We start from the raw sequence: 11,968 nt of genomic DNA, 5'->3' as shown, positions 1-11,968 counted from the left end.
CTTACATGCGACGCGACAGATCACCATCGTCGTAACGCGGCGGCGGCTGATGCGGAGCTACCGGAGCCGCCGGCGCGTGCGGAGCGGCCGGTGCGGATGCGGCGGGCGGTGCCGAATGTGTGACCGGAGGCGCCGCATGCGGAGCCGCCGATGCCGCCCCACCCGTCGGGGCGTTCATCTGAGTCTCCCGCGCATCGAGGCCGGCGTCGCGTCGATCCTGCGCAATGTCGCGATCGTTCTGCGCCGTCTCGCGATCGTCCTGCTGCTTGTCCCGCTCATCGAGCTTGGCTTCGCGTTCGTCCTGCTGCTGTTGAGGGTTCGGTCCGCCGGGACCACCGGGCCCGCCGGGCTGGCCCGCACCTGGTGCGCCGCCGTTCTCCCCGCCGCCTTTGGCGCCCTCCATGGCCTTCATCAACGGCTCCATCAACGAGCCGAACTGTCCACCCATCTGGCCCGCCATTTGCGCGGGGGCACTGGCCATCTGACCCATCTGGCCCATCTGCCCCATCATCTGGCTGAGCTGACCGACGCCCTGACCACCGGACTCATCGGCCTTCTCGTAGGCGCCCTGAGCATCCGACAGCTTGGCGTTGAACATGTTTTCCTTGGCCGACAACGCCGTCACATTGGTGGTCAGCGAGGCCGCCAGGGTCGGCAGGATGGCGGAGATGGTCGCGCTCATGGCGTCCTCACCGCCTTGAATCGGCGGCATTTCGGGCGTTTCCAACGACGCGGCCTCCCAGCCGAGCCCCGACTCGGCCATTTTCATCGGCTCACCGAACACGGTTATCCCCTTCCCGTCGAGACCGATCACCAATCGTCATAGTCATCGTCACCATCCCCCGTGTCGTGTTCCAAAGGAGCCGGGACCGCCAGCCCGGTCGCGGTGCCCCCACCGCCACCGCCGCGCTGACCGCCGCCCATCATGCCCATGCCACCACCCATACCGCCGGCCGAGTTGGCCGCCGCCACCGGGGCGACACCGCCGACCACAGCGGCGCTGGCACCGGGGTCGACCGAGACCGGCGAAGTACTGCCACCGCCCACCATCTTGGCCAGCAAGGGCGTCTGGGGGCTGCCGCCACCCGAGCCCCCGGGCAGACCCGCGGCCTTGACCATGCCCGCACCACTGCTGGGACCGGAGCCACCGGCCGCCGGATGGTTCGAGAACGACGAGAACGGGCTGACCCCACCACCGGTGCCCTTGCCGCCCGAACCCAACTGCGAGACCAGTTGCTGCAGCGGCTGCGACAATTGCTGCAGCGGTTGAGAGAGCTGCTGTGGAATCTGGCCGGCCATCTGTGGGATCTGCCCGAGCATCTGCGGCAGCTGGCTGATCAGCTGCATCATCGAATCGGCGCCCTTCTGGGCCGCCTGCTGCGCCTGGGCCGTCGGCGGGGTGCCGACCTGAGGAAGGTTGGCAATCGTGCTGAGGCTGTCCGCCATTTCAACGGAGGCGGCCGAGACCGTCGCGGTGTTCTGCGCCAGCCCAGCCTTGACCCGGCTCTCGATCAGCGCCTGCACATTAGGGCCGGCAAGCGGCCCCAGTTTCTGGATCGCCTCGACCTCGGCTTGTACTTCCTGCGCGGCCGCATTCACGATCGTCTTGGTCTCCGCCACGGTCGCTGCCATTTTCATCAACGCCGTGGAGATGGCCTGCGCCTGTAGGCCATTGGCCTCGTGTCCGCCGATCATCGTGGTCGCCTCACCCGAGGCAGCTACCGATGCGGTGCCCTCCCAATTACCCTGCAGCTTCGACAGCTGGCTGGTCTGTTGCGGGACGACGGTGCCGCTGATCTTGGCGGCGATCTTCTGGTACGACGCCGCTGCCGCGGTCAGTTGCCCTTCATCGACACTCGGCCAGCCCGGCCCGAGCAACGTCTGCGACCCGTACGGGCTACTGTCGCGCTCCACTGCCATACCGCGGCCCCCTTCTACGCGTGATGCATAACCGGAGCAAACATTACCGTGCCCGAAGGGGGTGGTGATGCACCTTTATCCGAGGATCAGCCCGGAGGTTGGGACGCCGGTGCCCGCGGTGACCAGCACATGCTCGACGCCGTCGACCTGGTTGACCGAGGTGCCCCGCAATTGACGCACGCCCTCGGCGATGCCGTTCATGCCGTGGATGTAGGCCTCGCCGAGCTGACCACCATGGGTGTTGATCGGCAGCCTGCCGCCGAGTTCAATGGCGCCGCCTGCAATGAAGTCCTTGGCCTCGCCCTTACCGCAGAAGCCGAGCTCCTCGAGCTGGATCAGCGTGTACGGGGTGAAGTGGTCGTAGAGGATCGCGGTCTGGATGTCGTCGGGCGACAGGCCACTCTGCTCCCAGAGCTGACGGCCGACCAGTCCCATCTCGGGAAGGCCGAGCTCCTCGCGGTAGTACGAGTACATCGTGAACTGGTCGGTGCCGGCGCCCTGAGCGGCAGCCTCGATGATCGCGGGCCGGTGCTTGAGGTCCTTGGCCCGCTCGGGTGTGGTGACGACGATGGCGACGCCGCCGTCGCTCTCCTGGCAGCAGTCCAGCAGCCGGAGCGGCTCGGCGATCCACCGCGAGTTCTGGTGATCCTCGATGGTGATGGGTTTGCCGTAGAAGAACGCCTTCGGGTTGGTGGCGGCGTGCTTGCGGTCGGCCACCGACACGGCGCCGAAATCGGCACTCGTGGCGCCGTATTCGTGCATGTAGCGCTGGGCGATCATCGCCACCGACGCCGCCGGGGTGCTCAGCCCGTGCGGGTAGGACCAGCTGTACTCGACACCACGGGAGTCGGCGTTGACGGTGAGGCCGGTCATCACCTGGCCGAACCGGAACTCCGAGCGCTCATTGAAAGCTCTGTATGCCACCACACATTCCGCGACGCCGGTCGCGACGGCCAGCGCTGCCTGCTGCACGGTCGCGGCCGCGGCCCCGCCGCCATAGCCGATCTGGCTGAAGAACTTCAGATCCCCGATCCCGGTCGAGCGGGCTACGGCGGTCTCCAGGTTGGAGTCCATGGTGAACGTCACCAAGCCGTCGACATCGGACGGCTTCAGCCCGGCGTCGTCGAGTGCGTCGAGCACTGCCTCGGCGGCCAGACGCAGCTCACTGCGACCGGAGTTCTTGGAGAAGTCGGTGGCGCCGATACCGGCGATGGCGGCTTTACCGGACAGACTCACTGTGCGCCTCCCAGAACGAGGGTGGACGTGGCGATGACATGGTTGCCAAGGCTGTTGCTGCCCACCACCTTCAGAGTCACCAGGTCACCCTCGATCTCCGTGACCTCACCGGTGAAGGCGATCGTGTCGTAGGCGTACCAGGGCACTCCGAGTCGCAGCTTGATCGATTTGATGATCGCGTTCGGTCCGGCCCAGTCGGTCACGTAACGGCCGACCAGCCCGGTGTCGGTCAGGATGTTGACGAAGATGTCCTTGGAACCCTTGGCTTGCGCCTTGTCCCGGTCGTGGTGCACATCCTGGTAGTCGCGCGTCGCGATGGCCGTGGAGACAATGAACGTCGGGTCGCCATAGATCTTGAGCTCGGGGAGTGCAGTGCCCACTCGAACGTCGGAAACAGTCAGGCTCATGCTTGCGGCTCCCATGCGTACAGCGTCCAAGCCGGACTGATCTCACTGTCCGGAAAGTCGATATAGGTTGCGGTGACGGGCATTCCGATCTTCACCTGATCGGAGCTGACACCCCGCAACTCGCCCAGCATCCGGACGCCTTCCTCGAGTTCCACGAGGGCGATCACGAACGGCAGGCTGCGACCCGGCACCTTCGGCGCATGATGCACGACGTAGCTGAACACCGTGCCCTTGCCGGATGCCACGACGTAATCGGACTCCGTCACCGGGTCCTGGTAGTCCTTCCACACCGCAGGCACCGGCGGGTGCTGCAGCGTCCCGTCCGGGCGACGCTGAATCCGAAGTTCGTGGGCGTTGATGCCGTCCCAGAAGAACTTCGTGTCCCGCGACGAGGACGGCCGCATCAGCTTATCCGGATCGAGATCCTCAGGGATGACCTCTGTTTCGGGTGCCCCCTCGCCGGCCTGCTTACCGGCCGGCAGGAACTTCATGATCCGCCAGTCCATGTCGGCGACTTCCTCGTCACCGACATGCCAGCGGATCTTCTGATTGATGAAGTAGCCCTCCCCCAACGCGGTCTGCTTGGGGCCGACGATGCCGACGATCTCGGCGCTCATCACCACCTGCTCGCCGGGCTCGAGGTAACGGTGATAAGTCTGGTCGCAGTTGGTGGCCACGACGCCGACATACCCGGCGTCGTCGAACAACTTCATCGCACGGCCCAGCGGATCATCGTCGGAGCGGGTGCGACCCAGGCCCATCATGGTCCAGACCTGGATCATCGCCGGCGGCGCCACGATGCCGGGATGCCCGGCCGCTCGTGCTGCCTCCGCGTCGACGTAGATCGGGTTCTTGTCGCCGATCGCGTCAGTCCAGTGGTGAATCATCGGCTGATTCACCAGATCCCGGCCCACCGTCGGTTTGCTTCGCCCAGCCGCGATGATCTCGTCGATGCCGGCCTGCAGATCGCTCATCTCAACCCTTCGCTTTACCGGGTCACCCTCGGCACCCGCAGGCCCGACGCCGCGATCATCTCGCGCATGACCTCGTTGACACCACCGCCGAAGGTGATCACCAGGTTCCGCTTGGCCATCTTGTCCAACCAGACCAGCAGTTCGGCGGTCTCCGAGTCGGCCGGGTTGCCGTAACTGCCGACAATCTCTTCGGCCAACCGGCCAACCTCTTGCAACCGTTCGGTGGAAAACACCTTGGTGGCGGCGGCATCGGCCACGGCGATCGTCTCGCCGGACGCCGCGACCTGCCAGTTGAGCAGCTCGTTGATCCGCCAGATCGACTTGATCTGCGCCAGAAGGCGTTTCACGTCGTCCTGCTCGATCGGTGTGACACCGTCCGAGCCTGGCTTGGACGCCCAGGTGTGCACCCGGTCGTAGATGCCGGCGATGCGGCCCGCCGGCCCGAGGCCGACCCTCTCGTGGTTGAGCTGGGTGGTGATGAGCTTCCAGCCGCCGTTCTCCTCGCCGACGAGCATGTCGGCGGGCACGTGCACATCGTTGAAGTACGTCGCGTTGGTGTGGTGCGCGCCGTCGGACAGGATGATCGGGGTCCAGGAGTAGCCCGGGTCCTTGGTGTCGACGATCAGGATCGAGATGCCCTTGTGCTTGGCCGCGGTCGGGTCGGTACGGCAGGCCAGCCAGATGTAATCGGCATCATGCGCGCCGGTGGTCCACATCTTCTGCCCGTTGACGATGTACTCGTCACCGTGACGGACCGCGGTCGTCCGCAGCGACGCCAGGTCGGTACCGGCGTCGGGCTCGGAGTAACCGATGGCGAAATGCACTTCACCGGCAAGAATTCCGGGCAGGAACTTCTTCTTCTGTTCCTCGGTTCCGAGCGCCTGCAGGGTGGGGCCCACCGTCTGCAACGTGACCATCGGCAACGGGATGTCGGCGCGGTTGGCCTCGTTGATGAAGATCTGCTGCTCGACGGGACCGAAGCCCAGGCCGCCGTACTCCTTGGGCCAACCGACGCCGAGCTTGCCGTCGCTGCCCATCCGCTTGATCACCGCGCGGTAGGCCTCGTTGTGCCGGTCGGACTCCATCGCCGCGGCCTCTTCGGGCGTGACGACAGTCGAGAAGTATTCCCGCAGTTCGGCTTGCAGCGCGCGCTGCTCCGGGGTCAGATCGATGAACATTACGCTCCCACCAAATCGAGGCGATGCGACGGACCGCCCAACAGCCGGGTCAGGTCCTTGATCGAGGAGTAGTAGCGGTCCATCGGGTACGTGATGTCCATACCCATACCGCCGTGCAGGTGATGGCACAACCGCATGGCCGGCGCGGCCTGCGAGGTGAACCAATAGCCCAGGATGGCCAGATCCTCGTCGGCGTCCAGGCCCTCGGACAGCCGCCACATCACCGAGGTCGACAACAGAGCGATTGTCCGCGAGGCGATGTAGACCTCGGACAGCTGTGCGGCCACGGTCTGGAACGTCGACAACGGACGGCCGAACTGCTCACGCGTCGCCACGTAGTCGGCGGTCAGCCGCAGCGCGCCGGCCACCAGACCGGCCGCGAACGCTCCGGTGGCCGCCAGCGCCAGCTGGTTGACCCGGTGCGCCCCGGCGCCGTCGAGGACATCGGCCGCGTCGACGGCGACGTCGGCGAACGTGACCACGTATTCGTCGGAACCGTTGGAGGTCGGAGTCTTGGTGACCGTCACACCGTCGGCCGTGGGTGACACCACCACCACGGCGTTGTCGGCGGTGACCACCAGCCACTTCGCTGTTTCGGCGTAGGGCACACCGACTTTGGTGCCGTTGAGCTTGCCGTCGGCGTAGTTGGTCGCGGGCCGCTCGGGAAGCGACTGCCCCGGCTCGTTGAGTGCAGCCGACAGCACCGCACCCGTGGCAACGCCGGCCAGATACCGGTCCTGCTGGGCGTCGGAGGCCAGGTCGAGCAGCGACACCACACCCAGGCCGATGGTGGCCAGCGCGGGGCCGATGGTCCCGTGCCGACCGATCTCGGTCAACGCGGTGGACAGTTCTGGCAGACCCAAACCGTCACCGCCGAGCCGGTCCGGCACCCCCAGCGCCGCGACACCACCGGAAACCAGGGCGTCCCAAGAGTTGTCGCGTTCCAGAACGGACGTCACCACGTCGGCGACGGCCTGCTGTTCCGGGTTCGGTGTGAAATCCACCCGAATCCTCCTTGATTCGTCAGGCGATCAGTGCGCTCAGTGGGCTCAGGCGATCAGTGGTTGACCGGGCACGTGCCGGTGAAATCCACCGGCCAGTGCTTGATGCCGTTGAGCCAACCCGACTTCAGCCGCTCGGGGTCACCGATCGGCTTGAGGTCGGGCATGTGATCGGCAACCGCGTTGAAGATCAGGTTGATCGTCAGGCGGGCCAGGTTGGCCCCGATGCAATAGTGCGCCCCGGTGCCGCCGAACCCGACGTGCGGGTTGGGGTCACGCAGGATATTGAAATCGAAGGGGTGATCAAAAACCGTCTCGTCGAAGTTCGCCGAACGGTAAGACATCACCACGCGCTCGCCGGCCTTGATCTTCACACCCGAGATCTCGGTGTCCTCGCTGGCGGTGCGCTGGAAGGCCGAAACCGGCGTGGCCCAACGGATGATCTCGTCCACCGCGGTCTTCGGCCGCTCCCGCTTGAACAGTTCCCATTGATCGGGATTCTGCGAGAACGCGATCATGCCGTGGGTGATCGAGTTGCGGCTGGTCTCGTTGCCGGCGACCGCCAGCATGATGACGAAGAAGCCGAACTCGTCGTCGCTGAGCTTCTCACCGTCGATGTCGGCCTGGATCAGCTTGGTGACGATGTCGTCGGTCGGGTTCTTGCCCCGCTCCTCGGCCATCTTCATGGCGTAGGTGATGACCTCGAACGACGATGCCGCCGGATCGATGTCGGCGTATTCGGGGTCGTCACCGGCGGTCATCTCGTTGGACCAGCGGAACAGTTTGTCGCGGTCGTCCTGCGGCACACCGAGCAGCTCGGCGATGGCCTGCAGCGGCAACTCGCAGGACACCTGCTCGACGAAGTCTCCGGTATCCGACGCCACGGCGTTCTTGACGATCTGCTGCGCACGGTTGTTCAGCTCGTCCTCGAGCCGCGAGAGTGCCCGCGGGGTGAAACCACGGGAGATGATCTTGCGCAGCCGGGTGTGGTGCGGCGCGTCCATGTTGAGCAGGACAGCACTCTGCACGTCGACGGCCTCGCGGGGCATCTCCTGCGGCCAAACCGGGATCGCGCCGTTCATCGCGCTCGAGAACACCTCACTGCGCAACGAGACATCCTTGACGTCCTCGTGGCGGGTGACGAGCCAGTAGCCCTTGTCGCCGAAGCCTCCGGTGCCACCGGGCACATCGACCCAGTGCACCGGCTCGGCCTTGCGGAGCTCGGCAAGTTCCTCGACCGGTAGGCCCTTGAGGTTGAGCTCGGAATCGAGGAAGTCGAATTCCTTGGGGATGTTCGGGCAGCCCATGTGTCTAACTCCTAGTGTCGATAGCAAGCCGTGCGCATAGCCAGCAATGCTTGAAACAACGTGGTCTAGTACCAATTGAGACCATTGAAACACGGCTTGACCGCAGATCAAAGGCAGTGATACATCGCCGCTTGTCAGAGTAATGAAACGTGTTCTAGCCTGACTTCATGGGTAACCCTGTCATCGTCGAAGCCACCCGCAGCCCCATCGGCAAGCGCAACGGCTGGTTGTCCGGCCTGCACGCCACCGAGCTTCTCGGAGCCGTCCAGAAGGCCCTCATCGAGAAGGCCGGCATCGATGCCGGCAGCGTCGAGCAGCTCATCGGTGGCTGCGTCACGCAGTACGGCGAGCAGGGCAACAACGTCACCCGCCAGTCCTGGCTGGTCGCCGGGCTGCCCGAACACGTCGGCGCCACGACCGTCGACTGCCAGTGCGGCAGTGCCCAGCAGGCCAACCATCTGGTCGCCGGCCTGATCGCTACCGGTGCCATCGATATCGGTATCGCCTGCGGCATCGAGGCGATGAGCCGCGTCGGACTCGGCGCCAACGGCGGCGGCGCCCGCGCCGCGTCCTGGGACATCGACCTGCCCAACCAGTTCGAAGCCGCCGAGCGGATCGCCAAGCGCCGTGGCATCACCCGCGCCGATGTGGACGCCCTGGGTCTGGCCTCGCAGCTGAAGGCCAAGCAGGCCTGGGCCGAGGGTCGTTTCGACCGGGAGATCTCCCCCATCGAGGCACCGGTCATCGACGAGAACAAGCAGCCGACCGCCGAATGGAACACGGTCACCCGCGACCAGGGCCTGCGCGACACCACCGCTGAAGGCCTGGCGGGGCTGAAGCCGGTGATAGAAGGCGGCATCCACACCGCCGGTACGTCGTCGCAGATCTCCGACGGCGCCGCGGCGGTGCTGTGGATGGATGAGGACAAGGCAAAGGCACTCGGCCTCAAGCCGCGCGCCCGCATCATCAGCCAGGCCAACGTCGGCGCCGAGACCTACTACCACCTCGATGGCCCGGTCCAGTCCACCGCGAAGGTCCTGGAGAAGGCTGGCATGAAGATGGGCGACATCGACCTCGTCGAGATCAACGAGGCGTTCGCCTCGGTGGTGCTGTCCTGGGCTCAGGTCCACGGCGCCGACATGGACAAGGTCAACGTCAACGGCGGTGCCATCGCGCTCGGCCACCCGGTCGGATCGACGGGCGCGCGCCTGATCACCACCGCTCTGCACGAACTGGAGCGCACCGACAAGAGCACGGCGCTGATCACCATGTGCGCCGGCGGCGCGCTGTCCACCGGCACGATCATCGAAAGAATCTAGTGACTTCTTCCGAGTCTTCCGCTGGGCCTGCTTCAGAGGCCGAGCGCGTCGCCGCCGCACAGGCATATATCGATGCGCTCGTGAGCCATCGGGCGGATGCGGTTCCGTTCACGGCGGACTGCATCCGCATCGAGATGGGTCTGAAGACCGGCCGTTCCGGTGATCACTTGCGCCGCAGCCTGAATCGCGGGCCGCAGTTCAAGTTGATCGAGAAGACGACGCCACCGGAATACAGCGTCGACGGCGACAACATCCGCGCCAAGTTCGACGTACTGACCAAGCCGCGCCTGTTCGGATGGCGGGTGTGCTCGCACGTCGACGAGACGTTCCTGATTCCCGCCTCCGACGGGCAGATCCATCACATCCGCGCTTCCCTGACCCCGTTCCTCAGCCGTTAAGGTCCACCGCATGGCCAACACCCCTCGCCCGCTGAACCCCAAACAGGTCGAACGGCTCAACGCGAAATCGACCGGCACCGCCATCAAGTGGATGTCGCGCGCCCAGACCTGGATCTTCAAGAAGACGGGCGGGCGGTTCGGCGACAAATTCCTGCGTGGCGCCGAGGTCGGCATCCTGACCACGATCGGGCGCAAGTCGGGCGAGGAACGTGACAGCCCCCTGCTGTTCCTGCAGGAGGGCAAGCGCATCGTGCTGGTCGCCTCGCAGGGCGGCCGGGCCACCAATCCGATGTGGTACCTGAACCTGGTGGCCAATCCCCGGGTGAAGTTCCAGACCAAGCACGAGACCCTGGAACTCACCGCGCGCGACGCCACCGACGCCGAGCGCGACGAGTATTGGCCCAAGTTGGACGCCATGTACGCCGACTTCGTGAACTACCGGTCCTACACCGACCGCAAGATCCCGATCGTGATCTGCGATCCAGCCTGACCGCTGAACGAGCAACGCCCCCGGACATTGTCCGGGGGCGTTTTCTGTTGCCAAGGTGTCCCGCCGCTGACCAATTACGCAACTCTGCGTAGCAGAATTGACGAGTGAACAGAAATTTGATTATGTTCTGTGAGCGCGCACACAGTGAACAGCGAGTGAGCGGCAGCCCACATTTTCGTGAACCGATGGAGACCCTATGCAACGACCCAATCGACGCCGGGCTGCCGGTGCCGCCGCAACGACCCTGACTGCGTGTTCTTTGTTCGCCGCAGCCACCCTGCCCGCCGCGGCGATGACGGTGACGTTCATCCGGCACGCCGAGTCGCAAGCCAACGCCTCGGGATACATCGACACCAGCACCCCGGGGCCCCATCTGACCAACGACCAGGTGGACCAGACCGGCGGCGAGACCGGCGAAGAGCAGGCGCAGGCCTGGGCCGATGGCCAGTCCGCCAGCGCGTTCGACGCGCTCTACGCCTCGACCATGATCCGCACCCAGGAGACCGCGAAGCCCTTCTCCGAAAAGAGTGGATTGCCCGTCACAATCCTGGGCGCCTATGACCCGACTCGTCCCCAGCGGGAGTCGGGCGTGCAGGAGATCAGCGCCGGCATCTTCGAGGGCCTGTCCGAAAAAGAGGGCATCGGCCGCATCGGCTACATTCTCGCACCGCTGGCTTGGACCATGGGCCTGCAGTTCGTCCCAGTACCCGGCGGCGAGACCGGCCTGGAGTTCAACGAGCGCGTGACGAACGCACTCGCCGACGTGGAGTCAGGGACCACCGACACCAATGGCGACGGCGAGATTGACGCCGCGGTGTTCTCACACGGCGCCACCATCATGATGTGGACGATGATGAACGTCGACAACCCGAACCTGCTGCTGTTCGCGCAGCATCAGTTGAACAACACCGACACGGTCGTCGTGGAGAAGAATGCCGACGGCAGTTGGACCCTCAAGGAATGGGCCGGCGAAGCGGTTGGCGAGGCCGACTATGCGACCAAGATGTTCGTCAATGTGCGTGATCTCATCGTCGCCCCACAGAAGGCGATCTACAACATGCGCATTCCGGTTCTCTCGCTGGATGCGCAGGGCATGGTCACCACGGGCGCCCAAGGCATCCAGGACGTCGCGCAGGCCGGCGTCAAGTTCGTCACGGACTCGGTTACCGACACCGTCAACGCGATCAGCGGCATCCCCGGCTCACTGGGCCAGTCGACATCGCAGGTGTCGAAGCTCAGCACCGTGAGCACCGTGGCCGACACCAAGGCCGACGTGGTCACCGACGATGTTGCCGAAAAGGCAAAGCCGGCAACCGAGAACGTCGTGGCGGAGGTCAAGTCGGCCGTCGAGAACGTGACCGAAGCTCCCACTACAGCGCTCGAGAAGACCGCCGAATCGGCCAGGGCCAAGATCACCACGGCGCGTCCCACCATCGGCGCCACCAAACTGACCGATGGCAACAAGGCACAGCCGGGTACGGCGGCCTCCGCGGTTCGCGACCGGGTCCACCGTGCCTCAGATGACGTGCGCAGCGGGATCGAATCCTCGGCCAAGCAGGCGCGTGAGACCGTCAAGAAGCTCGCCGGCGCCGACAAGGCTGGAAAGTCAGACAAGTCGGACACCAACACGGCCAAGCCCAAGGCCAAACACGCCGCGTGAAATAGGCGGTAGCGCAAGGTAATACCAACCGGGTCGGTCCCCCTCCTCGCTCGAGGAGGGGGACTGAGCGGCATCTAC

12 protein-coding genes are annotated in these 11,968 nt (G+C 65.3%); 4 read left to right on the top strand and 8 right to left on the bottom strand.

All coding sequences use genetic code 11. The features are described 5' to 3' along the window. Position 1: 1 nt before the first annotated feature. From ACZYZF_RS20235 to ACZYZF_RS20200, 8 genes are all read right to left on the bottom strand, one after another. Entirely contained in the window at positions 2-814 is an 813-nt protein-coding gene (locus tag ACZYZF_RS20235; protein ID WP_463744072.1) for a hypothetical protein, read from the bottom strand. Continuing rightward, positions 811-1,920, bottom strand: coding sequence for a hypothetical protein (locus ACZYZF_RS20230; RefSeq protein ID WP_463744071.1), 1,110 nt, complete (start codon positions 1,918-1,920; stop codon positions 811-813). The genes ACZYZF_RS20235 and ACZYZF_RS20230 overlap by 4 nt, the downstream gene beginning before the upstream one ends. A 75-nt stretch (positions 1,921-1,995) precedes the next feature. Then, positions 1,996-3,150, bottom strand: coding sequence for a lipid-transfer protein (locus ACZYZF_RS20225; protein ID WP_463744202.1), 1,155 nt, complete (start codon positions 3,148-3,150; stop codon positions 1,996-1,998). A gap of 2 nt (positions 3,151-3,152) precedes the next feature. Then, positions 3,153-3,563: a MaoC family dehydratase gene (locus ACZYZF_RS20220; RefSeq protein ID WP_463744070.1), complete on the bottom strand. Its 411-nt coding sequence runs from the start codon at positions 3,561-3,563 to the stop codon at positions 3,153-3,155. Then, on the bottom strand, positions 3,560-4,537 hold the full coding sequence (locus tag ACZYZF_RS20215; protein ID WP_463836614.1) for a bifunctional MaoC family dehydratase N-terminal/OB-fold nucleic acid binding domain-containing protein: 978 nt from the start codon (positions 4,535-4,537) through the stop codon (positions 3,560-3,562). Before ACZYZF_RS20215 ends, ACZYZF_RS20220 begins: the two co-directional genes overlap by 4 nt. A 14-nt stretch (positions 4,538-4,551) precedes the next feature. Continuing rightward, positions 4,552-5,715 carry an acyl-CoA dehydrogenase FadE29 gene (gene fadE29 / locus ACZYZF_RS20210; RefSeq protein WP_463744068.1) on the bottom strand — a complete coding sequence of 388 codons (1,164 nt, stop codon included), beginning with the start codon at positions 5,713-5,715 and terminating at the stop codon, positions 4,552-4,554. Next, positions 5,715-6,719 (bottom strand): acyl-CoA dehydrogenase family protein, encoded by a 1,005-nt coding sequence (locus ACZYZF_RS20205; RefSeq protein WP_463744067.1) that lies wholly within the window; start codon positions 6,717-6,719, stop codon positions 5,715-5,717. Before ACZYZF_RS20205 ends, fadE29 begins: the two co-directional genes overlap by 1 nt. A gap of 53 nt (positions 6,720-6,772) precedes the next feature. Next, a complete protein-coding gene (locus tag ACZYZF_RS20200; protein WP_463744066.1) occupies positions 6,773-8,023 on the bottom strand; it encodes a cytochrome P450 in 1,251 nt (416 codons plus the stop codon). A 167-nt stretch (positions 8,024-8,190) separates the two neighbouring features. Between ACZYZF_RS20200 and ACZYZF_RS20195 the strand changes: the two genes are divergently transcribed. From ACZYZF_RS20195 to ACZYZF_RS20180, 4 genes are all read left to right on the top strand, one after another. Next, entirely contained in the window at positions 8,191-9,342 is a 1,152-nt protein-coding gene (locus ACZYZF_RS20195; RefSeq protein ID WP_463744065.1) for a steroid 3-ketoacyl-CoA thiolase, read from the top strand. Then, positions 9,342-9,740 (top strand): DUF8021 domain-containing protein, encoded by a 399-nt coding sequence (locus ACZYZF_RS20190; protein ID WP_463744064.1) that lies wholly within the window; start codon positions 9,342-9,344, stop codon positions 9,738-9,740. Before ACZYZF_RS20195 ends, ACZYZF_RS20190 begins: the two co-directional genes overlap by 1 nt. Positions 9,741-9,750: 10 nt before the next feature. Next, positions 9,751-10,230, top strand: coding sequence for a nitroreductase family deazaflavin-dependent oxidoreductase (locus ACZYZF_RS20185; protein ID WP_463744063.1), 480 nt, complete (start codon positions 9,751-9,753; stop codon positions 10,228-10,230). A 196-nt stretch (positions 10,231-10,426) separates the two neighbouring features. After that, positions 10,427-11,890, top strand: a complete 1,464-nt coding sequence (locus tag ACZYZF_RS20180) for a histidine phosphatase family protein (RefSeq protein WP_463836613.1) — start codon at positions 10,427-10,429, stop codon at positions 11,888-11,890. Positions 11,891-11,968 lie beyond the last annotated feature (78 nt).

The organism is Mycobacterium sp. IDUB_24 (assembly GCF_055419385.1).
This window is presented reverse-complemented; position numbering and strand designations above follow the sequence as displayed.

Coding starts and splice junctions, on each gene's coding strand:
- ACZYZF_RS20230 (WP_463744071.1), bottom strand. CDS start 1,920: ATGGCAGTGGAGCGCGACAGTAGCCCGTACGGGTCGCAGACGTTGCTC.
- ACZYZF_RS20220 (WP_463744070.1), bottom strand. CDS start 3,563: ATGAGCCTGACTGTTTCCGACGTTCGAGTGGGCACTGCACTCCCCGAG.
- ACZYZF_RS20215 (WP_463836614.1), bottom strand. CDS start 4,537: ATGAGCGATCTGCAGGCCGGCATCGACGAGATCATCGCGGCTGGGCGA.
- fadE29 (WP_463744068.1), bottom strand. CDS start 5,715: ATGTTCATCGATCTGACCCCGGAGCAGCGCGCGCTGCAAGCCGAACTG.
- ACZYZF_RS20200 (WP_463744066.1), bottom strand. CDS start 8,023: ATGGGCTGCCCGAACATCCCCAAGGAATTCGACTTCCTCGATTCCGAG.
- ACZYZF_RS20195 (WP_463744065.1), top strand. CDS start 8,191: ATGGGTAACCCTGTCATCGTCGAAGCCACCCGCAGCCCCATCGGCAAG.
- ACZYZF_RS20185 (WP_463744063.1), top strand. CDS start 9,751: ATGGCCAACACCCCTCGCCCGCTGAACCCCAAACAGGTCGAACGGCTC.
- ACZYZF_RS20180 (WP_463836613.1), top strand. CDS start 10,427: ATGCAACGACCCAATCGACGCCGGGCTGCCGGTGCCGCCGCAACGACC.